At 73.2% G+C, this 25,761-nt stretch carries 2 protein-coding genes; both read right to left on the reverse strand.

Annotation, left to right across the window (positions count from 1 at the left end):
- Positions 1-7: 7 nt before the first annotated feature.
- A complete protein-coding gene (locus tag P2Q00_RS29050; protein ID WP_275776008.1) occupies positions 8-9,574 on the reverse strand; it encodes a type I polyketide synthase in 9,567 nt (3,188 codons plus the stop codon).
- A 16-nt stretch (positions 9,575-9,590) separates the two neighbouring features.
- Positions 9,591-25,691: a type I polyketide synthase gene (locus tag P2Q00_RS29055; RefSeq protein ID WP_275776010.1), complete on the reverse strand. Its 16,101-nt coding sequence runs from the start codon at positions 25,689-25,691 to the stop codon at positions 9,591-9,593.
- Between the last annotated feature and the right edge of the window lie 70 nt (positions 25,692-25,761).

Here is a 25,761-nt window from a genome sequence, read left to right on the forward strand (position 1 = left end):
TGTAGTGCTAAATTCCGAGCTCGTTCTCGATGAAGGCGAAGACCTCGTCGGGCGTCGCCTCTTGGAGCCGGCCCGCCACCGCCTCGCCGTCCGGTGCGGACCCGGGCTCGGTCTCCTCCCACTTCGCCAGCAGGGCCCGCAGCCGCGCCGTGATGTCGGTCCTTGTCTCCGCGTCCGGGTCCAGCACCGACAGGGCGGACTCCAGTCGTTCCAGTTCAGTGATGCCGGGAGCCGCGGCCGCGCCGTCGTCCTGTGTGATCTCGGATCGCAGGACGTCGGCGAGCGCCGCCGGGGTCGGGTGGTCGAAGACCAGGGTGGCCGGCAGGCGCAGTCCGGTCGCCGCGTTCAGCCGGTTGCGCAGTTCGAGCGCGATCAGGGAGTCGAAGCCGAGTTCCTTGAAGGCACGTGACGCACCGACCTCGGCGGTCGAGGGGTGGCCGAGCGCCGCGGCGGCCTGCGTCCGGACCAGTTCGAGGACCACGAGGGACTGCTCCGCCCGGGACATTCCGGCGAGCCGCTGCCGCAGTGCCTCGGCCGCCGACGGCGCGCTTCCCGCGGCCTCGTCGGAGGCGCCGGCCCGCTCGAGCCGCCGTACCTCGGGCAGTTCACCGATGAACGGGCTGCGGCGTACGGCGGTGTAGCCGGGCGCGAAGCGGTCCCACTGGATGTCGGCCACGGCGACCGTGGTCTCGTCGTGGTCCAGCGCCTGCTGCAGCGCGCGGATCGCCAGCTGCGGCGTCATGGCCGGCACTCCGCCCCGGTCGAGGCGGTCGCCGATGGCGCCGTCGGCGGCCAGGCCGCCGTCGCCCCAACGTCCCCAGGCGATCGAGGTGGCGGGCAGACCCATGGCGCTGCGGTGTTCGGCAAGGGCGTCCAAGTAGGCGTTGGCCGCAGCGTAGTTGGCCTGCCCGGCGTCGCCGAGGGTGCCGGCCACACCGGAGAACAGCACGAACGCGGAGAGCTCGAGATCACGGGTGAGCTCGTGCAGATTGCGTGCGGCGTCCGCCTTGGGTCCGAGGACGGTGGCGAAGCGGTCCGGTGTGAGCGCGTCGAGGACGCCGTCGTCGAGGACGCCGGCGGCATGGACGACGGCGGTGAGCGGCCGGTCGGCGGGGACTGCGGCGAGGAGTCCGGTGAGGGCGGTGCGGTCGGCGACGTCGCAGGCCGCGACCGTCACCTCGGCGCCCAGGGCGGTGAGTTCCTCGCGCAGTGCGCCGGCGCCGGGGGCGTCGGGGCCGCTGCGGCTGGTGAGCAGCAGGTGCCCGGCACCATTGCGGGCCAGCCAGCGGGCCACATGCGCGCCCAGCGCGCCGGTACCGCCGGTGACCAGCACCGTGCCGTGCGGCCGCCAGTCACGGGTCGGCACGGTGTCGGCCAGGGAGGCACGGGTCAGTCGGCGGGCGAACGCTCCGGTGGCGCGGATCGCCAGCTGGTCCTCGCCGTGGTTGCCGGCCAGCACGGCCGTGAGCCGCGTCAGCGACCGCTCGTCGGGGGTTTCCGGCAGGTCGACCAGACCGCCCCAGCGCTCGGGGTGCTCCAGGGCCGCGGTGCGGCCGAATCCCCACAGCAGGGCCTGTTCCGGGTCCGTCACCGTGTCGGTGCCGTCCACGCCGACCGCGCCGTGCGTGGCGCACCACAGCGGTGCTGTCACGCCGGTGTCGCCCAGCGCCTGCAGCAAGGCGAGGGAGCCGTGCAGAGCCTGTGGGTGGGGAGCTGAGGCCAGCAGGGAGAGGACGCCCGAGACACCGTCGACGGCATCTTCGCCGAGCCGGTCGGCGAGCACCTTGCGTTCGGTGTGGGACTCGGTCAGGACCAAGGTGCGTACGCTCGCTCCGCGTTCGGTGAGCATGCGGTTCGCCGCCTCGGCCCACTGGCCGTCGGCCTCGGTCTCGGGCACCACCAGCAGCCAGGTGCCGGTCAGTCGCGCCGGGCGTTCGTCGGCGAGCGGTTTCCAGGTGATCCGGTAGCGCCATCCGTCGACCGTCGACCGGTCGCGGCTCTGCCGTCGCCAGGACGAGAGCGCGGGCAGCACCGAGCCGAGGGGCTCTCCGTCGGCGAGTTCCAGCGTCTCGGCCAGCGCCCGCAGGTCCTCGCGTTCGACCGCCTCCCAGAAGAGGGCGTCGGCCGGGTCGGCCGAGACCACCGGGACCGTCTCTAGAGGGGACGCCTCGGGCCAGTAGTTCTGGTGTTGGAAGGCGTAGGTGGGCAGGTCGACCCGGCGGGCACCCGTTCCGGCGAACACCGCCTTCCAGTCCACCGCCACCCCGTGCACGAACGCCTCACCCAACGACGCCAGGAACCGGTCCGCTCCCCCGTCATCCCGGCGCAGCGTGCCCACCACGGCCGCCTGCCGGCCGGTGTCCTCGACGCTCTCCTGCACGCCCATCGCCAGCACCGGATGCGCACTGCACTCGATGAACGCACCGAAGCCCTGCACCAGCAGCGTGCGCACCGCAGCGTCGAGTTCGACCGTGCGCCGCAGATTCTCAAACCAGTACCCGGCCGAAAGCTCCGGTCCCTGCACCCACCGGCCGGTCACCGTCGACAGGAACGGCACCCGTGCAGGCTGGGGCTGGATGCCCTCCAGGAGCTGCAGCAACTCCTCACGCAGCAAATCCACTTGGGCGGAGTGGGAGGCGTAGTCCACCGGCACCCGGCGCGCCCGCACTCCGTCGCTCTCACAGGCGGCCAGCAGCTCGTCCAGGGCCTGCGGCTCGCCGGAGACCACCACCGACGACGGCCCGTTCACCGCCGCCACCGAAATCCGCTCCTCGCCCCAGACGGCGATCCTCTCCCGCACCGCCGCCACCGGCAGCGCGAGCGAGACCATGCCGCCCAGCCCGGCCAGCACCCGGCCGATCGCCTGACTGCGCAGCGCCACCACGCGCGCCGCGTCCTCCAGGCTCAGGATGCCCGCGACGCAGGCCGCGGCGATCTCCCCCTGGGAATGGCCCAGCACCGCGGCGGGCTCCACACCCGCCGAGCGCCACACCTCGGCCAGGGAGACCATCACCGCGAACAGGGCGGGCTGGACCACATCCACCCGCTCCAGCGACGGCGCACCCGGCACCTGCCGCAGCACATCCACCAACGACCAGTCCGTGAAGGGGTCCAGCGCCGCCGCGCACTCATCGATCCGGGCAGCGAACACGGGTGAAGCGTCCAACAACGCGGAGGCCATGCCTACCCATTGCGACCCCTGTCCGGGGAAGAGGAACACCCCCTTGCTCCCCGTGCCCGACCCCTGCACGAGCCCGGGCAGTGCTCGCTCCTGGGTCAGTGCCTGCAGTCCGCCGACGAAGTCGGCTCGGTCACGGCCGATCACCACGGCCCTGTGGTCGAGCACGGAACGGGTGAGCGCCAGGGAGGAACCGACGTCGGCCGGCTCCAGGTCGGCGTGCTCCTCCAGGTGGTCCAGGAGTCGCTGCGCCTGGTCGCGCAGCGCCGTCTCGGTCCTGCCCGACAGCACCCACGGCAGCACCGTGCCGTCCGTGAGGGGCAGGGTGGTGTCGCCGTGCGGGTCGTCGGGGTGCTCCTCCTGGTCCTGAGGGACTTCTTCGAGAACCGTGTGGGCGTTGGTGCCGCTGAAGCCGAAGGAGGAGACGGCGGCGCGGCGCGGCCGGTCGGTCTGCGGCCACTCGGTGGTCCGAGTGAGCAGTTCGACGGCTCCGGTGGACCAGTCGACGTGCGGGGTCGGCTCGTTGATGTGCAGGCTCTGCGGGAGCACACCGTGCCGCATCGCCAGCACCATCTTCATCACACCCGCCACACCCGCGGCCGCCTGAGCGTGTCCAATGTTGGACTTCACCGAGCCGAGCAGCAGCGGACGGTCTTCGGGACGGTCCTGCCCATAGGTGGCCAGGAGCGCCTGCGCCTCGATCGGGTCGCCCAGGCTCGTACCGGTGCCGTGCGCCTCGACCGCGTCGACATCCGCGGACGACAGCCGGGCATTGGCCAGCGCCTGCCGGATCACCCGCTGCTGGGAAGGGCCGTTCGGCGCCGTCAGACCGTTGCTCGCACCGTCCTGGTTGATCGCCGAGCCACGGACCACCGCCAGCACGGGGTGGCCGTTCTTCCGGGCGTCCGACAGCCGCTCCACCACCAGCAGACCGACGCCCTCGGCCGGGCTGAAGCCGTCGGCGTCGGCGGAGAAGGCCTTGCAGCGGCCGTCCGCGGACAGCCCGCGCTGCCGGCTGAACTCGATGAAGGTGCCGGGCGTCGACATCACCGTGACACCGCCGGCGAGCGCGAGCGAGCACTCGCCGTTGCGCAGCGCCTGCACCGCCAGGTGGAGGGCGACGAGCGAGGCCGAGCACGCGGTGTCCACGGTCACCGCCGGACCCTCCAGCCCGAACGTGTAGGCGACACGGCCGGAAACGACACTGCCCGCCGTGCCCGTGGCCAGATGGCCCTCGTATCCGGTGTCGGAGACCTGCATGACCATGGAGTAGTCGGAGCCGTTGGTGCCGACGAAGACACCGGCCTGGGTGCCACGCAGCGTCACCGGGTCGATCCCCGCCCGCTCGAACGCCTCCCACGACGTCTCCAACAGCAACCGCTGCTGCGGATCCATCGCCAACGCCTCACGCGGACTGATCCCGAAGAACCCCGGATCAAAACGCGTCGCCTCCCGCAGGAAACCACCCTCCCGCGTATACGACGTCCCCTGCGCATCCGGATCAGGGTCGTACAACCCCGCCACATCCCAACCCCGGTCCACCGGGAACCCCGACAACGCATCCCCACCCGAAACCAACAACCGCCACAGATCCTCCGGCGACCGCACATCACCCGGGAAACGACAACTCATCCCCACAATGGCGATGGGCTCGTCGTCCGCGACGGCGACCACGGTCGGCAGCGGGGCGGCGACCGTGCCGGACGTACCGGAAAGCTCGCCGCGCAGATACCCCGCCAGCACGGTGGGGGTGGGGTAGTCGAAGATGAGGGTGGGCGGGAGCTTCAGCGCGGTGGCGGCGCCGAGCCGGTTGCGCAGTTCGACGGCGGTGAGCGAGTCGAAGCCGAGCTCCTTGAAGGCCCGGCCCGCCTCGACCGCCTCCGCACCGGCGTAGCCGAGGACGGACGCCACGGCGGTACGCACCAACTCCAGGATCAGACGCTCCTGTTCGGCCTCCGGCCGACCCGCGAGCTGCTGGAGCAGCGCGCTGCCACCGGCCGCGTCGGCCTCGGCGTCCGCACGCATGCCGTCCATCACGGCGCGTGCCTCGGGCAGGTCGGCGAGCAGGGGACGCGGTCGGCCGGAAGTGAAGGCGAGGACGAAGCGCTTCCACTCCATGTCGGCGACGGTCAGTGCCGTCTCGTCCCGGTCGAGGGCGTGGCCCAGGGCCGTGACCGCGAGTTCGGGTGCCATCTCGAGCACACCGTGCCGGCGCATACGGTCGCCCACCGCGCCTTCGGCCATGCCGCCGTCGCCCCACGGCCCCCAGGCCACGGACGTCGCCGTCAGCCCGGCGTCGCGCCGGTACTGGGCGAAGGCGTCGAGGAAGGCGTTGCCGGGCGCGTAGTTGCCCTGGCCGGGGGCGCCGAAGGTGGCGGCGAAGGAGGAGAACAGCACGAACGCCGACAGGTCCAGGTCCCTGGTGAGTTCGTGCAGGTGCCGGGTCGCCTCGACCTTGACCCGCAGGACCCGGTCCAGCTGATCGGGTGTCAGCGCCTCGATGACGCCGTCGTCCAGGACGGCCGCAGTGTGCACCACCGCCGTCAGCGGCCGCTCCTGCGGTATCGCAGCCAGCAGTCGGGCAAGGGCGGTGCGGTCGGCGACGTCGCAGGCCGCGACCGTCACCTCGGCACCCAGGGCGGTGAGTTCCTCGAGCAGTGCGCCCGCGCCGGGGGCGTCGGGGCCGCTGCGGCTGGTCAGCAGCAGGTGCCCGGCACCGTTGCCGGCCAGCCACCGGGCCACATGCGCGCCCAGCGCGCCGGTACCGCCGGTGACCAGCACCGTCCCACCGGGCCGCCAGTCACGCACCGCCGGGGTGCGATCCAGCGGGGCCCGCACCAGACGCCGTACGAACACGCCCGTGGACCGCAGCGCGAGCTGATCCTCGTCACCGCCCGCCGCAAGCGCGTCTGCAAGTCGGTTCAGCGCCCGCTCGTCGGGCTCCTCCCCGGACGGCAGGTCGAGCAGGCCGCCCCACCGCTCACCGTGCTCCAGGGCGGCCACCCTGCCCAGGCCCCAGACCAGCGCCTGCTCGGGATCGTCGAGTGTGTCGCCCTTGTTGACGGAGACCGCGCCACGGGTGGCGCACCACAGCGGTGCCGTGACTTCCGCGTCGCCGAGGGCCTGCACCAGAGCGAGAGAGCTGTGCAGCGGCTGCCCGGCATCCAGGGCGAGCAGCGACAGCACCCCGCTGACCGGCTCCCCCTCGCCGAGCTCCTCGCGGAGCAGGTCCGTCAGTGCCGCCCGATCCGTCGTGGTCGGCGTCAGCACCCGCACCTCGGCGCCGCGTGCGGTGAGAGTACGAGTGACGCCCGCCGTCCATGTGCCGTCCGCGTCCGGGGCGACGACCAGCCAGGTTCCGGAGAGCCGTGGGGCTGTCGAACTGCCCGACAGCGGCTTCCAGTTGACCCGGTACCGCCACCCGTCGAGGGTCGACGTCTCACGGCTCTGCCGCCGCCAGGACGACAGCGCGGGCAGCACCTCACTCAGCCGCTGATCCCCGTCGACCGCCAGCTCCGCAGCCAGCGTCTCCCAGTCCTCCCGCTCCACCGCCTCCCAGAAGCGGGCTTCGCCGGAGTCGGTGGGGATGGTGTCTTGGGCGGCCGGGGCGGATCCGGATTCCAGCCAGTAGTTCTGGTGTTGGAAGGCGTAGGTGGGCAGGTCGACCCGGCGGGCACCGCTCCCGGCGAACACCGCCCTCCAGTCCACCGACACCCCGTGCACGAACGCCTCACCCAGCGAGGCCAGGAATCGGTCCGCTCCCCCGTCGTCACGGCGCAGCGTCCCGACCACAGCGGCCTGCCGGCCCGTGTCCTCGACACTCTCCTGCACCCCCATCGCCAGCACCGGATGCGCACTGCACTCGATGAACGCACCGAAGCCCTGCTCCAGCAGTGTGCGCACCGCAGCGTCGAGTTCGACCGTGCGCCGCAGATTCTCAAACCAGTACCCGGCCGAAAGCTCCGGTCCCTGCACCCACCGGCCGGTCACCGTCGACAGGAACGGCACCCGTGCAGGCTGGGGCTGGATGCCGTCCAGGAGCTGCAGCAACTCCTCACGCAGCAAATCCACTTGGGCGGAGTGGGAGGCGTAGTCCACCGGCACCCGGCGCGCCCGGACCCCCTCCGCCTCACAGGCCGCCAGCAGCTCGTCCAGGGCCTGCGGCTCACCGGAGACCACCACCGACGACGGCCCGTTCACCGCCGCCACCGAAATCCGCTCCTCACCCCAGACCGCGATCCTCTCCCGCACCGCCGCCACCGGCAGGGCGAGCGAGACCATGCCGCCCAGCCCGGCCAGCACCCGGCCGATCGCCTGACTGCGCAGCGCCACCACGCGCGCCGCGTCCTCCAGGCTCAGGATGCCCGCGACGCAGGCCGCGGCGATCTCCCCCTGGGAATGGCCCAGCACCGCGGCCGGCTCCACACCCGCCGCCCGCCACACCTCGGCCAGCGAGACCATCACCGCGAACAGCACGGGCTGGACCACATCCACCCGCTCCAACGACGGCGCACCCTCCACCTGCCGCAGCACATCCACCAACGACCAGTCCGTCAACGACTCCAGCGCCGCCGCGCACTCATCGATCCGGGCAGCAAACACGGGCGAAGCGTCCAGCAGCTGCGCGGCCATGCCCGCCCACTGCGAGCCCTGACCCGGGAAGACGAACACCGTCTTACCCCCCGCACTCACCCCCTGCACCACACCCGGCGCCACCGAACCCGCCGCCACCGCACCAAGCCCCGCACACAACCCCGAAGCCTCACCACCCACCACCACCGCACGATGCTCCAGACCCGCACGCCCCACCGCCAGCGACACACCCACATCCACCGCACGCACACCCCCATGCGCGTCCACCCACCCCAGCAACCGCCCCGCCTGCTCCCGCAACGCCGCCGCACTCCCACCCGACAGCACCCACGGCACACACCCACCAACCACCAGACCCGACCCCTGCACACCCACCGGCACGTGCCCCGACCCCGACTCCGGCTCCAGCCCCTCCTCCACCGGCGCCTGCTCCACCACCACATGCGCATTCGTCCCACTGAAACCGAAGGAGGAGACGGCCGCTCGGCGTGGCTCGCCGGTCTCCGGCCAGGGAACGGTGTCGGACAGCAGTGAGACGGCGCCGGCCGACCAGTCGACATGCGGTGTCGGCTCGTCGATGTGCAGCGTCCTGGGGAGGACGCCGTGGTGCATCGCCTGGATCATCTTGATGATTCCGGCGACACCCGCGGCGGCCTGCGTGTGGCCGATGTTCGACTTGATGGAGCCGAGCAGGAGCGGCCGGTCCGCAGGGCGGTCCTGGCCGTAGGCGGCCAGCAGCGCCTGCGCCTCGATCGGGTCACCCAGCGTCGTACCGGTGCCGTGCGCCTCGACCGCGTCGACCTGGTCGGCCGACAGCCGGGCGTTGGTGAGTGCCTGGTGGATGACGCGCTGCTGGGAAGGGCCGTTCGGTGCGGTCAGGCCGTTGCTCGCACCGTCCTGGTTGACCGCCGATCCACGGACCACCGCCAGCACCGGATGGCCGTTCTTCCGGGCGTCCGACAGCCGCTCCACAAGCAGCATGCCCACGCCCTCGCCCCAGCCGGTGCCGTCGGCGGCGGCCGCGAACGGCTTGCAGCGGCCGTCGGCGGCGAGGCCGCGCTGCCGGCTGAACTCGGTGAAGGTGGCCGGGCTCGCCATCACCGTGACGCCGCCGGCGAGCGCCAGTTCGCACTCGCCGGCGCGCAGCGCCTGCACCGCCATGTGCAGGGTGACCAGCGAGGACGAGCATGCGGTGTCCACCGTCACCGCCGGACCCTCCAGCCCGAACGTGTAGGCGACACGGCCGGAGGCGATGCTGCCGGAGCTGCCGGTGCCGAGGAAGCCCTCGACGCCTTCGGGGATCTCGTCCAGGCGAGTCGTGTAGTCGTGGTACATGACTCCGGCGAACACCGCCGTACGGCTGCCGCGCAGCGATGTGGGGTCGACGCCCGCCCGCTCGAACGCCTCCCACGACGTCTCCAGCAGCAACCGCTGCTGCGGATCCATCGCCAGCGCCTCACGCGGCGAGATCCCGAAGAGAGCGGGGTCGAAGTGGCCGGCGTCGTAGAGGAATCCACCTTCGCCTACGTAGCTGGAGCCCGCCTTGTCGGGGTCGGCGTCGTAGAGGGAGTCGACGTCCCAGCCCCGGTCGGTGGGGAACGGTCCGATGGCATCGGTGCCGTTCAGGACCAGCTGCCACAGGTCCTCCGGGGTGCGGACGCCGCCCGGGTAGCGGCAGCTCATCGCCACGACGGCGATCGGTTCCTGGTTCCGCTCCTCGACCTCGCGCAGCCGCCGGCGGGCCTGGCGCAGGTCGGCGGTGGTCCGCTTGAGGTAGTCGCGGAGCTTGTCCTCGTTCGCCATCGCGTCAGGTCCTTTCTCAGGCCGAGCCGAGCTCGTCGTCGAGCAGGTCGAAAAGCTCGTCATCTGTGGCTGTTTCAAGATCGTTGTCTGGGTCGGTGGCGTCGGCTGTCGGCCCCTGGGCGTCGTTCCACCTGGTCATCAGGGCTTGCAGACGCATGGTGATCCGCGCGCGGGTGACGCTGTCCGGTGTCGTCTCGCCGGAGCCCAGTCCGGCCAGTGCGGCTTCGAGGCGTTCGAGGTCGCCGAACACGGACGGCGCGCCGTCCGGCTGCGGGAGCTGCGTGCGGAGGTGACCGGCCAGGGCGCCGGGCGTGGGGTAGTCGAAGACCAGGGTGGCGGCGAGCCGCAGTCCGGTGGCCCCGCTCAGGCGGTTGCGCAGTTCGACGGCGGTCAGCGAGTCGAAGCCGAGTTCCTTGAAGGCGGCATCCGGCTCGACCGAGGCCGCCTGCTGATGTCCGAGCACGGCGGCCACCTGGGTGCGTACCAGATCGAGGAGGATCCGGTCCCGTTCGGCCGCGGACAGCCCGGCGAGACGTTCGACGAAGGTCGGCGTGTCGGCGTCGCCCGAGCCCGCGGCCGTACGGCGCCGGGGGGCGCGGACCAGTCCGCGCATCAGCGGGGGCACTGTCTCGGCGCCCCCGCCGTCCGCGGCCCGCGGACGGCCGAGGTCGAGGCGGGTGGCCACCAGCAGCCCCTCCTCCAGCGCACCGGCCAGGTCGAAGAGGGCCAGGCCTTCGTCGGTGCCGAGGGCGGACATGCTGCCCCTGCTGATCCGCTGCCGGCCGACCTCGTCCAGCGTGGCCGCCATGCCGTCGCCCTCGTCCCACAGCCCCCAGGCGACGGACACCGCCGGAAGACCCTGGGCACGGCGGTGCAGGGCGAGTGCATCGAGGAACGTGTTCGCCGCCGCGTAGTTGGCCTGCCCGGGGTTGCCGAAGACGCCCGCGGCGGAGGAGAACAGCACGAATGCCGACAGGTCGTGGCCGCGGGTCAGGTCGTGCAGGTTCCAGGCGGCGTCCACCTTGGGCCGCATGACGCGCTCGACGCGCTCGGCGGTGAGCGCTTCGACTACGCCGTCGTCCAGTACGCCGGCGGAGTGCACGACAGCGGTGAGCGGATGCCCGTCCGGGATCGCGTCCAGGACGGCGGCCAGGGCCTCGCGGTCCGCCGTGTCACAGGCCGCCCAGGTCACCTTGGCTCCCATCTCGCCCAGCTCTGCGGCCAGTTCAGGGGCGCCGTCGGCCATCGCGCCGCGCCGGCTGACCAGCAGCAGGTGCCGCATGCCGTGCGCAATGACGAGGTGCCGGGCCAGCAGGCGGCCGAGCGTTCCGGTGGCGCCGGTGATCAGCACCGTGCCCTCGGGGTCGAGGTCCGGTCGTGACCGGTCCGCGGTGGACGGGACCCGGGCGAGCCGCGGCACGTGGACCGAACCGGCGCGCACGGCGAGCTGTGTCTCGTCGGACGCCCCGGTCAGGACGCCGGCCAGCTCCTGGAGCGGGCCGTCCTCGCCGTCGAGGTCGAGCAGCAGGAAGCGGTCCGGGTGTTCCGCCTGAGCCGACCTCACCAGTCCCCACAGGGCCGAGTGGGCCAGGTCGTCGACGTCCTCGTCCGGGCCTGCGGCGACCGCGCCGCGCGTCACCAGGGCGAGCCGCGTGGCCGCCAACGGGCCGGAGGAGAAGCGGTCGTCGGCGAGCCACTCATGGACCAGCTCCAGCGCCGCGCCGGTCGCCTCGCGGGCCGCGGCGGCGACACCGGCGGTGCGGGCCAGATCGGGTATGCGGGAGGAGAACACGATCTCCGGTGCCGGATCCCCGTCGGCGACCGCGTCGGCGAGCGCCCGCAGGTCGTCGTAGGCCGCGACCTGTCCGCCGGCCTGCTGCAGGGCGGCGCGCAGCTTCAGCTCGTCACTGCCTACGACGGCCCACCTCGGCCGGTCGTCCGCAGCGGGCGCGTACGCCGCACCGGCCGCGGGCAGCGGCGTCCAGTCGAGGCGCCACAGCGCGTCATGGTGGCCCTGGCCGGCCTGCTCGGCGGCGAGCGGGCGCAGCACGAGCGAGTCCACCGAGGCGACCGGTGCTCCGGTCTCGTCGACCAAGGTCAGGGAGACGGCGTCCGTACCGGCCGCCGACACCCGCACGCGCACCGCTGTCGCACCCTCGGCGTGCAGCCGTACGCCTTCCCAGGCGAACGGCAGCCGTGCCGCGCGAGGTTCGGCCAGGTCCTCGTCCGCCGGGAAGAAGTCACCCAGCCCGATGGCGTGCAGTGCGGCGTCGAACAGCGCCGGGTGGAGCCCATAGGCACCGGCCTCGTCCCGCTGTTCCCCGGCGAGCGCCACCTCGGCGAAGACTTCGCCGTCGGCCCGCCATGCGGCGTGCAGCCCCTGGAAGGCGGGGCCGTAGCCGAGCCCCAGGGCGGCGAGATCGTCGTACAGCCCGTTGACGTCAACCGGTTCGGCACCGGGTGGCGGCCACTCGGTCACCGTCGGCGCGATGGCAGGCTCCGGCGCGGCACCGGCCAGGACACCAGCGGCGTGCCGGGTCCACGGCTCGTCGGCGGACGCGTCCTGCGGGCGCGAATACAGCCCGAGGGAGCGGTGTTCGGACTGGTCCGGCTCCCCTACGGTCAACCGCAGCTGGAGCGCGCCCCGTTCGGGCAGCACCAGAGGAGTTTCGAGGACGAGCTGTTCGACCAGGTCGCAGCCCACTTGGTCCCCGGCGCGTACCGCCAGCTCGACCATCGCGGCACCCGGCAGCAGCACGGCACCCGACACCATGTGCTCCGCGAGCCAGGGGTGCGTGTCGAGGGACAGCCGCCCGGTGAACACGAACCCCCCTTCGCGGTCCGGCAGTTCCACCGCGGCGCCGAGCAACGGATGCCCGGCCGCCTCCAGCCCGGCCGACACCACATCACCCACCCAGCCCGCGGGCGCCTCCAGCCAGAACCGCTGGCGCTGGAAGGCGTAGGTGGGCAGGTCGACGCGGCGGGCACCGGTCCCGGCGTAGTACACCGGCCAGTCCACCGCGATACCCCGGACGTGGGCGTGCGCGAGAGCCGTGGTGAGGGTTTCGGGCTCCGGACGGCCTTCACGGAGCAGCGGTACGAAGGCGTGGTTCTGGGCGGTGACGCAGTCCTGCGCCATCGCCGAGAGGACGCCGTCCGGGCCGAGCTCGATGAAGGTCGTGACGTTCTGGGCTTCGAGGGTGCCGATGCCGTCGTGGAAGCGGACGGCTTCGCGGGCATGGCGGACCCAGAAGCCGGGGTCGGTGAGCTCGTCCGCGGTCGCGAGGGCGCCGGTGAGGTTGGAGACCACCGGGATGCGCGGGGCCTCGTACGACAGACCCTCCACGACCTCGCGGAACGCCCCCAGCATCCCGTCCATGTACGGGGAGTGGAAGGCATGACTGACCGTCAGACGCTTCGTCTTACGGCCCTGCTCCTCGAAGCGGACTGCGATCTCCAGTACGGCGTCCTCGTCACCGGAGACCACTACCGAGGTCGGACCATTGACGGCCGCGATGCTCACTGCATCGGTCAGATACGGGGTGACCTCGTCCTCGGCCGCCTGCACCGCCACCATCGCGCCACCGGACGGCAGTTCCTGCATCAGCCGGCCGCGCGCGGCGACCAGCGTGCAGGCGTCCTCCAGGGACAGCACACCCGCACAGTGCACGGCTGCGATCTCACCGATCGAGTGACCGGACACGAAGTCCGGCCGGATACCCCACGATTCGAGGAGACGGAACAGCGCCACCTCCACCGCGAACAACGCGGGCTGCGTGTACGCCGTCTGATCCAGGACCCCCGGCTCGTCACCGAACACCGCCTCCCGCAGCGGCAGTTCGAACCGCGCGAAGACCTCGTCCAGGGCCTCGGCGAAGACGGGATAGGCGTCGTACAACTCCCGGCCCATGCCGAGCCGCTGACTGCCCTGCCCGGTGAACAAGAACGCCGTCTTGCCCGCCGCCACCGCCCCGGTCACCAGGCCGGCCGCCGCGCCGCGTCCCTCGGCCAGCGCCTCAAGCCCCGCCAGCAACCCGTCACGGCCGTCCGCCACGACCACCGCACGCCGGTCGAACGCGGCCCTGTGGGCCGCGAGCGAGTAGCCGACGTCCACGGGGGCACACTCCTCGCCGGCGTCGAGCAGGTGGGCGCGCAGTCGTTCCGCCTGGGCCCCTAGCGCGTCCTCGGTCCGGCCTGAGAGCACCCACGGCACCATCGGCTGCGCCACCTCGGAGGCGGGCTCGTCCGCGGCCGTGGGGGGCTGCTCGATGATCGTGTGGGCGTTGGTGCCGCTGAAGCCGAACGAGGAGATGGCGGCCCGCCGGGGACGGCCGGTCTCCGGCCACTCCCGCGCCTCGGTCAGCAGCGACACTTCGCCCGCCGACCAATCGACATGCGGCGTCGGCTCGTCCACGTGCAGGGTCTGCGGCAGCACACCATGCCGCATCGCCAGGACCATCTTGATGATGCCCGCGACACCGGCCGCGGCCTGTGTGTGACCGATGTTCGACTTGATCGAGCCGAGCCACAACGGCCGGTCCTCGCCGCGCTCCTGACCGTAGGTGGCCAGCAGCGCCTGCGCCTCGATCGGATCACCCAGCGTCGTACCCGTACCGTGCGCCTCCACCGCATCCACATCGGCGGCCGACAGCCCGGCACTCGCCAGCGCCTGCCGGATCACCCGCTGCTGCGACGGACCATTCGGCGCCGTCAGACCATTGCTCGCACCATCCTGGTTCACCGCCGAGCCGCGGACCACCGCCAGCACGGGGTGACCGTTGCGGCGGGCGTCCGACAGCCGCTCCACCAGGAGCACCCCCGCGCCTTCGGACCAGCCGGTGCCGTCCGCGTCCGCGCCGAACGCCTTGCAGCGGCCGTCCGCGGCGAGGCCGCGCTGTCGGCTGAACTCCACGAAGGGCGCCGGTGTCGCCATCACCGTGACGCCGCCCGCCAGCGCGAGCGAGCATTCACCGTTGCGCAGCGCCTGGACCGCCAGGTGCAGGGCGACCAGCGACGAGGAGCAGGCCGTGTCGACCGTGACGGCCGGACCTTCCAGGCCGAAGGTGTAGGCGAGCCGTCCGGAGACCACGCTGGCGGCGTTGCCCGTGCCCAGGAAGCCCTCGACTCCCTCGGGCAGGACGGACAGCCGGGACGCGTAGTCGTGGTACATCACACCGGCGAACACACCGGTCCGGCTGCCGCGCAGCGTGGCCGGGTCGATCCCGGCCCGCTCGAAGGCCTCCCAGGAGGTTTCGAGGAGCAGCCGCTGCTGCGGGTCCATCGCCACGGCCTCGCGCGGGCTGATCCCGAAGAACGCGGCGTCGAAGTGCGCGGCGTCGTCGACGAAGCCGCCGCGGAGGGTGTAGCTGGTGCCGGTGCGGTCGGGATCGGTGTGGTGGAGCGCGTCGAGGTCCCAGCCGCGGTCGTCCGGGAACTCCGCGATGGCGTCGTGGCCTTCCGTCACCAGGCGCCACAGATCCTCGGGGGTGCGCACGCCGCCCGGGTACCGGCAGGCGAGGCCGACGATGGCGATGGGGTCGCCGTCGCCGGACGCGGTCGTCGCGGTGTCCGGTGTGGCTGTCGCGCGGGGGCCGGTGCCGAGCAGTTCGCCGTGCAGGAACTCGGCGAGGACCGCGGGCGTCGGATGGTCGAAGACCAGGGTGGCGGGCAGGCGCAGATCGGTGGCGGTGCCGATGCGGTTGCGCAGTTCGACCGCCGTCAGCGAGTCGAAGCCCAGCTCGCGGAAGGAGCGGTCCGCCTCGATCAGGTGTGCGGAGTCGTAGGCCAGCACGGCGGCCACCTGGGCTCGGACGAGGTCCAGCAGCACGTCGTGCCGTCCCTCGTCGGGCAGTGCGGTGAGCCGCTGGGCGAGCGAGCCGCTGCCCTGCTGTCCGGTGCTCTGCGTGCTGCGCCGGGGACGGGCCGGCACCAGGCCGCGCAGCAGCGGCGGTACGTCGTCCGCGTCCGCGCGTGCGCCCAGTGCGGCGGTGTCCAGCCGTATCGGAACGAGCAGCGGCTGCTCGCCCGGTGCGAGCGCGGCGTCGAGGAGGTCGAGCCCTTCCTCGGTGGTGAGGGCGGTGACACCGCCGCGGCTCATCCGGTCCAGGTCGGCCCGGTCCAACTCGCCGGTCATCGCGCCGGGTTCGGCCCACAGCCCCCAGGCGAGGGAGACGGCCGGGAGGCCCTGGGCGCGGCGGTGGTGGGCGAGGGCGTCGAGGAACGTGTTGGCGGCGGCGTAGTTCGCCTGGCCCGGGTTGCCGAACAGGCCGGCGGCCGAGGAGAACAGGACGAACGCCGACAGGTCCAGGTCGCGGGTGAGTTCATGCAGGTTGAGGGCGGCGTCGACCTTGGGACGCAGGAGCCGCTCGACGCGTTCCGGGGTCAGCGATCCGATGGTCCCGTCGTCGAGCACTCCCGCGGAGTGGATCACCGCGGTGAGCGGATGCGCCGCCGGGACGGTGTCCAGCAGGGCGCCCAGCGCGTCCCGGTCGGCGGCGTCGCAGGCGACGAGCCGGACGCTGGCGGCACCCGAGTCGCGCAGGTCGGCCAGGAGTTCTGTCGCCCCCTCGGCGTCGGTGCCGCGGCGGCTGGTCAGCAGCAGGTGCCGTACGCCGTGCTCGGCCACCAGGTGCCGGGCCACCAGGCGGCCCAGGGTGCCGGTGGCCCCGGTGAGCAGGACCGTGCCGTCCGGGTCCAGTCGGGAGGTGTCGGACGGCGTGGTGGCGCGGGCCAGCCGGGGGGCCAGCAACCGGCCCTTGCGCAGGGCGAGTTGCGGTTCTTCCGTGGTGAGGGCGGCGGGCAGCGCGGGGTGGGCGGGGCCGTCGGAGTCGATCAGCAGGAAGCGGCCGGGGTGCTCCGACTGGGCCGATCGCACCAGGCCCCAGACGGCGGCGTGCGTCAGGTCGGTGACGTCCTCGTCGGGTCCGGCGGCCACCGCGCCCCGGGTGACGAAGGCGAGGCGGGACGCGGCGAACCGCTCGTCCGCCAGCCAGAGGTGGACGGCGGCGAGGGCCTCGACGGCTGCGCCGCGCACGGCCTCGGCGCGGTCGCTGCCGGCGGGGGCGGGCGGGGTCAGGGGCAGGATCACGGTCTCCGGCGCGGGTGCGCCGGAGGCGATGTCAGCCGCCAGGGACGCGAGATCGGCGTGTACGGAGGCGTGGATGCCGAGGCTCATCAGGTCGTCGTCGGTACCGACGACAGCCCGGTCCCCGGTGGACGAGGCCGCCGGTACGGCGACGGGTGTCCAGTCCAGGCGGAACAGCGACCGGCGGTGACCGGCGCGGATGCCCTCGGCCGGGAGCGTCCGGAGCACCAGGGAGGCGACCGACGCGACCGGCTGTCCGGTGCCGTCGGCCACTTCCAGGGCGACGGCGTCCGGGCCGGCCTCCGTCAGCCGCACCCGCAGCGTGGCGGCGCCCCCCGCGTGCAGGGTCACACCGCTCCAGGAGAACGGCAGCCGTGCCGTGCCGTCCGCCGAATCAGCCGCGAAGGAGCCGCCCAGTCCGACGGCGTGCAGCACCGCGTCCAGCAGCGCCGGGTGGACGCCGTACTCCCCCGCCTGTGGCCGTTCGTCCTGCCCCAGTTCGACCTCGACGAAGACCTCTTCACCCCGTACCCAGGCGGCCCGCAGCCCCTGGAACGCCGGGCCGTAGTGCAGCCCGGCGTCGGCCAGGTCCGCGTACCGTCCCTCCAGCGCGACGGGGGTGGCGTGCGGCGGGGGCCACGCCGCCAGGTCGAAGGAGGCCGGGTGGGCACCGGTGGCCAGGGTGCCGTCGGCGTGCCGGGTCCACGGCTCCTCGCCGGTCGCGCTCTCCGGGCGCGCGTGAACGGTGACCCGGCGCCGGCCGGTGTCGTCCGGGGCGCCCAGTTCGAGCTGCAGGTGCACCGCGCCGTGCTCCGGCAGGATCAGCGGTGCTTCGAGGACGAGTTCCTCCAGCCGGTCGCAGCCGACCTGGCCGCCGGCGTGGGTGACGAGTTCGACGAACGCCGTGCCCGGCAGCAGCACCGAGCCCGACACGACATGGTCGGCGAGCCACGGGTGGGTGCGCGTCGACAGCCGGCCGGTGAACACCGTCCCGTCGTCGCCGGCAAGTTCCACCATCGCGCCGAACAGCGGGTGGCCGGCCGCCGCCAGTCCGAGCGCGGCCGGGTCGCCCCCGGCGCTACCGGCCGGCGACGGCCAGTACCTGCGGTGCTGGAAGGCATAGGTGGGCAGATCGACGCGGCTCGCGCCGGTGCCCGCGAACACCGCCTCCCAGTCCGGCTGTGCGCCGTGGGCCTGGGCGAAGGCGAGTGCGGCCGTCAGGGTGCCGGTCTCCGGCCGGTCGCCGCGCAGGGTGGGGGCGCAGGCGATGCCCTCGCCGGTGACGCACTCCTGCGCCAGCGCGGACAGCACACCGTCGGGTCCGAGTTCGACGAAGGTGGTGACGCCCTCGTCCTCCAAAGCCCGGACGGCGGCGCAGAAGCGGACCGCCTCGCGGACGTGCCGCACCCAGTGGCCCGGCGTGCATATCTCCTCCGCGGTGACGAGCGCACCGGTGAGGGCGGACACGACGGGGATGCGCGGGGCATGGAAGGTCAGGCCCTCGGCGACCTCGCGGAAGGCGTCCAGCATGCCGTCCATGTGCGGGGAGTGGAAGGCATGACTGACCGTCAGACGCTTCGTCTTCCGGTCCCGCTCCTCGAAGCGGGCCGCAATGTCCAGTACGGCGTCCTCGTCGCCGGAGACGACCACGGACGCGGGGCCGTTGACCGCGGCGATGCTCACGGCGTCGGTCAGGTACGGGGTGATCTCGTCCTCGGTGGCCTGGACGGCCACCATCGCCCCACCTGCGGGGAGTTCCTGCATCAGCCGGCCGCGCGCGGCGACCAGCGTGCACGCATCCTCCAGCGACAGCACACCCGCACAGTGCGCCGCCGCAAGCTCGCCGATGGAATGCCCGGCGAGGAAGTCGGGGGTGAGCCCCCACTCCTGGAGCCGGCGGAACAGCGCCACCTCCAGCGCGAAGAGCCCGGCCTGGCTGTACGCCGTCTGGTCCAGGGGTTCGCGTTCGGAGCCGAACAGGACGTCCCTCAGCGGGTGTTCCAGGTGCCGGTCCAGCTCCGCGCAGACCGCGTCGAAGGCGGCCGCGAAGGCGGGGTGGGCGGCGTACAGCTCGCGGCCCATACCCGGGCGCTGGCTGCCCTGGCCGGTGAACAGGAACGCGGTACGGCCGCCCGAGGCGGCGCGGCCACGCAGCAGACCCGCTGCCGGTGTGCCGTCGGCCAGCGCGGTCAGGCCCGCGAGCAGAGTGTCCCGGTCGTTCCCGACGACGGCGGCACGGTGTGCCAACGGGGCGCGGGCGGTTGCCAGCGTGTATCCGACGTCGGCCGGGTGCAGTCCGGGATGGGCGGCGAGGTGGCCACGGAGCCGGTCGGCCTGGGCGCGCAGGGCGTCCTCGGTTCCGCCCGACACCGGCCAGATCAGGTCCGGCGCCCGGTCGGGTTCCGGCCGGGGGTGTGCGGGGGCGACGGCCGCCGGGGCCTGCTCGATGATGGTGTGGGCGTTGGTGCCGCTGATGCCGAAGGAGGAGATTGCGGCCCGACGCGGCTGACCGGTCTCCGGCCATGCACGATTCTCGGTCAGCAGCTCCACCGCGCCCGCGGACCAGTCCACGTGTGTGGACGGCTCGTCCACGTGCAGGGTCCGCGGCAGGACGCCGTGCCGCATCGCCATGACCATCTTGATGATCCCGGCGACACCGGCCGCGGCCTGCGTGTGACCGAGGTTCGACTTGACGGAACCCAGCCACAACGGCCGGTCCTCCGCGTGCTCCTGGCCGTAGGTGGCCAGCAGCGCCTGCGCCTCGATCGGGTCACCCAGCGTCGTACCCGTACCGTGCGCCTCCACCGCGTCGACCTCCGCCCCCGACAGCCGGGCGTTGGCCAGCGCCTGCCGGATCACCCGCTGCTGCGACGGACCATTCGGCGCCGTCAGACCATTGCTCGCACCATCCTGGTTCACCGCCGAGCCGCGGACCACCGCCAGCACCGGATGGCCGTTCTTCCGGGCGTCCGACAGCCGCTCGACGAGGAGCAGGCCCGCGCCCTCGGACCAGCCGGTGCCGTCCGCGCCCGTGGCGAACGCCTTGCAGCGGCCGTCCGCGGCGAGGCCGCGCTGCCGGCTGAAGCCGACGAAGGTGCCGGGCGTCGCCATGACGGTGACGCCGCCGGCCAGGGCCAGCGTGCATTCGCCCGAGCGCAGCGCCTGGACGGCCAGGTGCAGGGCGACCAGCGACGACGAGCAGGCCGTGTCGATGGTGACCGCGGGACCCTCCAGGCCGAAGGTGTAGGACACCCGGCCGGAGGCGATGCTGCCGGTGGCCCCCGAGCCGAGCGAGCCTTCGGCGACCCCGGGAGCCTGCTCCAGCAGCGAGGCGTAGTCGTGGTACATCACGCCGGCGAAGACGCCGGTCCGGCTGCCGCGCAGGGAAGCCGGGTCGATACCCGCCCGTTCGAACGCCTCCCAGGCGGTCTCCAGGAGCAACCGCTGCTGCGGGTCGGTGGCGAGAGCCTCACGCGGGCTGATGCCGAAGAGCGCGGGGTCGAAGTCGCCCGCGTCGTGCAGGAAGCCGCCCTCGCGGGTGTAACTGGTGCCGGGGTGGTCGGGGTCGGGGTGGTAGAGACCGTCGACGTCCCAGCCCCGGTCGGCCGGGAAGGGGGTGATCCCGTCGAGGCCGGCGGCAACCGCCTGCCACAGGTCCTCGGGGGTACGGACCCCGCCCGGGTAACGGCAGCTCATCGCGACGATCGCGATGGGCTCGTGGTCGTCGGTGACCACCGATACGGCCGTCTCGGCCGTGCGCGTGCCGATGATCTCGGCGTGCAGGTGCCGGGCGAGGACGGCGGAGGTGGGGTGGTCGAAGACCAGGGTGGCGGCAAGCCGCAGTCCAGTGGCCCCGCTCAGGCGGTTGCGCAGTTCCACCGCGGTCAGCGAGTCGAAGCCGAGTTCCTTGAAGGCCGCGTCGGGGTCGATCGCCCGCGGGCTGTGGTGGCCGAGGGTCGCCGAGACATGCGTACGCACCAGGTCCAGCAGCAGGCGTTCCTGCTCGGCCTCGCCGAGGCCGGCCAGATCCTGCGCGAGCGAGGAGGCACCGGTGCCCTGGGCCTCGGCGGTCCGGCGGGCGGGGACCCGCACCAGGCCGCGCAGCAACGGCGGCACAGTGCCGGCGGCCGCGTCGGCACGCAGCGCGGTCAGATCGAGCCGGGCGGGAACGAGCAGGGCTTCGGAGGACGAGGCGGCCGCATCCAGGAGCGTCAATCCCTCGGCCGCGGACAGGCCTTGCACCCCGCCGCGGTTCATCCGCTCGACGTCCGAGGCGTCCAGGCCGCCCGCCATGCCGCCGTCGGTGTCCCACAGCCCCCAGGCGAGCGACACCGCGGGAAGGCCCAGGGCGCGCCGGTGGTGGGCGAGGGCGTCCAGGAAGGCGTTGGCGGCGGCGTAGTTGGCCTGGCCGGGGCTGCCGAAGACGCCCGCGGCCGAGGAGAACAGCACGAACGACGACAGGTCCATCTCCTGTGTCAGCTCGTGCAGATGGAGTGCCGCGTGCACCTTGGGGCGCAGCACGCGCCCGAGCCGCTCGGTGGTCAGCGAGCCGACGACACCGTCGTCCAGCACCCCGGCGGTGTGCAGGACGGCGGTCAGCGGATGTGCCTGAGGAACGTCGGCCAGTACGGCCGCCAGCGCGGCACGGTCGGCGACGTCGCAGGCGGCCCAGGTGACCTGGGCGCCCGCCTGCTCCAGTGCGGCGGTCAGCCCGGTCGCGCCGGCGCCACCGCGGCGGCTGACGAGCAGCAGATGGCGTACCCCGTGCTCGGCCACCAGGTGGCGGGCGACGAGGCCGCCCAGCGTGCCGGTGGCGCCGGTGACGAGAACGGTGCCGTCGGGGTCGTAGGGCCGCGTGCTCGGGTCGGTGACGGCCGCGCGGGCCAGCCGCGGTGCCCGCAGCGCTCCCTCACGCACGGCGATCTCCGGCTCGCCGCAGGCCAGGGCGACCGAAAGCGCGGCGGAGGAACCGTCCAGGTCTACGAGGACGAAGCGCTCCGGGTGCTCCGACTGCGCTGAACGCACCAGCCCCCACAGGGCCGCGTGCGTCAGGTCGCCGGCCGTCTCGCCGCTGTCTGCGGCCACCGCGCCACGGGTGACGAAGACCAGCCGGGCGTCGGCGAACCGCTCGTCGGCCAGCCAGGATTGCAGCAGGCCCAGCGCGCGCCCGGTCGCCTCGGTCACCGCCTCGGCGCCGGTGTCCGCGTCCGGGGACGTGAACGTGACCAGGACCGTGTCGGGCACGGTGGCCGAACCTGCGTCGAGGGCAGCCCGCAGGCCGTCCAGGTCCGCGTACCGGTCCGCCTCGGCGACCGGTGAGGCCTCTGAGTCACCCAGCACGGCCCACCGGCCGGCGGGGATCACCGAGGGCACCGGGACGGCTGCCCACTCGACCCGGAAGAGCGACTCGTGGTGGCCGGTGCGGACCTGCTCCGCCGACACCGTGCGCAGCGTCAGTTCGTCGACGCGGGCCACGGGCCGGCCGGCGGCGTCGGCGACGGTCACGGACACCACGTCCGGCCGTCCGGTGCCCGCCAGCCGCACGCGTGCGGCCGACGCGCCGACGGCCTGCAGCGACACTCCGCTCCAGGAGAACGGCAGCCGTCCCCGGCCGTCGTCGGCCACCACTCCACCGAGCCCGAGGGCGTGCAGCGCCGAGTCCAGCAGGGCCGGGTGCAGCCCGTAGGAGCCGGCCTGCGGCCGCTGGCCGTCGCCCAGTTCGACCTCGGCGAAGATCTCCTCGCCGCGCCGCCAGGCCGCCCGCACGCCCTGGAAGTCGGGCCCGTACTCCAGGCCGGCGGCGCTCAGCCCGTCGTACAGACCGTCGAGGGGCAGCGCGACTGCGCCTTCGGGGGGCCAGACCGTCAGGTCGGCGTCCCCGGTCGTGACGGCCCCCGTGGTCAGCACGCCCGCGGCATGCCGGGTCCACGGCGCGTCGGCGGGCGCCTCCTCGGACCGCGAGTACACGGACAGCGAGCGCCGGCCGGACCCGTCCGGCGGGCCGACCCACAGCTGGATCTGGACCCCGGCCGTCGCGGGCAGGACCAGCGGAGCTTCGAGGGTGATCTCCTCCAGGTGGTCGCAGCCGACCTGGTCACCGGCGCGGAACGCCAGTTCCACGAAGGCCGTGCCGGGCAGCAGCACCGAGCCCATGACGGTGTGGTCGGCGAGCCACGGGTGGGTGTCGAGCGCCAGCCGTCCGGTGTAGAGGAAGCCGTCGGTGTCGGCGAGGGCGACGGCCGCCCCCAGCAGCGGGTGGTCGGCGGCGCCGAGCCCGGCCGAGGTCACGTCCCCGAGCGGGTAGCCGCTGTCCAGCCAGTACCTCTCGCGCTGGAAGGCGTAGGTCGGCAGCTCGACCTGGTGCCCGCCAACCCCGGCGTACACCTCGCTCCACGCGATCGGCACACCTCGCACATGGGCCTGGGCCAGAGCGCCGGCCGTACTCTCCGCCTCCGGCCGTCCCTGACGCAGCACGGGGACGAAGGCGTGGTCCTCGCCGGTGACGCACTCCTGCGCCATCGCCGAGAGCACGCCGTCCGGGCCGAGCTCGATGAAGGTGCGGACGTTCTGGGCTTCGAGAGTGCGGATGCCGTCGTGGAAGCGGACGGCCTCACGGGCGTGGCGGACCCAGAAGTCGGGGCTGGTGAGCTCCTCGGCGGTCGCGATCGTCCCGGTGAGGTTGGAGACGACAGAGATGCCGGGGGCCTCGTACGACAGACGCTCGGCGACCTTACGGAAGGCCTCCAGCATCGGGTTCATGTGCGGGGAGTGGAACGCGTGACTGACCGTCAGACGCTTTGTCTTACGGCCCTGCTCCTCGAAGCGGGCGGCAATGCCGAGCACGGCGTCCTCGTCACCGGCGATGACCACGGAGGTGGGGCCGTTGACGGCCGCGATGCTGACGGCGTCTGTCAGGTACGGGGTGACCTCGTCCTCGGTCGCCTGCACCGCCACCATCGCGCCACCGGACGGCAGTTCCTGCATCAACCGGCCGCGCGCAGCCACCAAAGTGCAGGCGTCCTCCAGCGACAGCACACCCGCACAGTGCGCGGCCGCGATCTCACCGATGGAGTGACCGGAGACGAAGTCCGGCCGCACGCCCCACGATTCGAGGAGACGGAACAGCGCCACCTCGACCGCGAACAGGGCGGGCTGGGTGTACGCCGTCTGGTCCAGGATCCCCGGCTCGTTGCCGAACACCGCGTCCCGCAGCGGCAGTTCGAACCGCGCGAAGACCTCGTCCAGCGCCTGGGCGAACACGGGATACGCGTCGTACAGCTCACGGCCCATCCCCAGCCGCTGACTGCCCTGCCCGGTGAACAAGAACGCCGTCTTCCCTGCCCTGACCCGGCCGTGGACCAGGTTCGTGCGGGGTTGGTCGGCCACCAGTGCGTCGAGTCCGGCGAGGAGGGAGTCGAGGTCGCGGCCGACGACGACCGCGCGGTGGTCGAAGGCCGCGCGGCCGGTCGCGAGGGTGCGGCCGATGTCGGCGACGGTCGTGCCCTGATGGGCCGTCAGGTGGGCGCGGAGCCGGTCGGCCTGGGCGCGCAGTGCCTCGGGCGTCCTGGCGGACAGCGGCCAGAGTTGCGGGACGCGGTCGCCGTCCGGCCGGTCCTGTACGGCGCTGCCGTCGGGCCGGTTCTCGGGGGCCTGTTCGAGCACCGTGTGGGCGTTGGTGCCGCTGATGCCGAAGGAGGAGACCGCGGCCCTGCGCGGACGGCCGGTCTCCGGCCAGGTGCGCTCCTCGGTGAGCAGCGAGACCGCGCCCGCCGACCAGTCGACGTTGCGGGTCGGCTCGTCGACGTGGAGGGTCGGGGGCAGCACGCCGTGCCGCATCGCCATGACCATCTTGATGATCCCGGCGACGCCCGCGGCGGCCTGGGTGTGGCCGATGTTGGACTTGACGGAGCCCAGCCACAGCGGGCGGCCGTCCTCCCGGCCCTGCCCGTAGGTGGCGAGCAGCGCCTGCGCCTCGATCGGGTCGCCGAGCGTCGTACCGGTGCCGTGCGCCTCCACGGCGTCGATGTGGGTGGGCGACAGCCTGGCGGCGGCCAGGGCCTGGCGGATGACGCGCTGCTGCGAGGGGCCGTTGGGCGCGGTCAGGCCGCTGCTCGCGCCGTCCTGGTTGACCGCGCTGCCGCGGACGAGGGCGAGCACCCGGTGGCCGTTGCGCTCGGCGTCGGACAGGCGCTCCAGGAGCAGCATGCCGGCGCCCTCGCCCCAGCCGGTGCCGTCGGCGGCGTCTGCGAAGGACTTGCAGCGGCCGTCGAGGGCGAGGCCGCTCTGACGGCTGAACTCGGTGAAGGTGCCGGGTGTCGACATGACGGTGACACCGCCGGCCAGGGCGAGCGTGCACTCGCCCGAGCGCAGCGCCTGCGCGGCCAGGTGGACGGCGACCAGCGAGGAGGAGCAGGCCGTGTCGATGGTGACGGCGGGGCCCTCCAGGCCGAAGGTGTAGGCCACCCGGCCCGAGGCGATGGAGCCGGAGCTGCCGTTGCCCAGGAAGCCCTCGACCTCCTCCGGCACGGTGAACAGGCGGGCCCCGTAGTCGTGGTACATCACGCCGGCGAACACGCCGGTGCGGCTGCCGCGCAGTGTCGTCGGGTCGATTCCGGCCCGTTCGAACACCTCCCAGGAGGTCTCCAGGAGCAGCCGCTGCTGCGGGTCCATCGCCAGCGCCTCGCGCGGCGAGATCCCGAAGAACGCCGGGTCGAACTCGGCGGCGTCGTGCAGGAAGCCGCCCTCGCGGACGTACTCCCTGGGCCGGCCGTCGCTGTCCGGGTCCGGGTCGAAGAGGACGTCGGTGTCCCAGCCGCGGTCGGCCGGGTAGGCGGAGAGGGCGTCGCCGCCGTGGGCGACGAGCTCCCACAGGTCCTCGGGGGTGTGCACCCCTCCGGGGTAGTGGCAGCTCATCGCCACGATGGCGATCGGCTCGGTGTCCCGCTCCTCCACTTCGCGCAGCCGTCGTCGGGCCTCGCGCAGATCGGTCGTCGCCCGCTTGAGGTAATCGAGGTACTTCTCCTCGTTCACCATGTACGCCGTCCCCGTGGTGATAGTGGTGGGATGTGTGCGAGCCGGAAAGCGCGGGCTCGGTGCGCGTGGG

This window comes from Streptomyces coacervatus, from assembly GCF_029223485.1.
In the GTDB taxonomy this organism is placed as follows: domain Bacteria; phylum Actinomycetota; class Actinomycetes; order Streptomycetales; family Streptomycetaceae; genus Streptomyces; species Streptomyces coacervatus.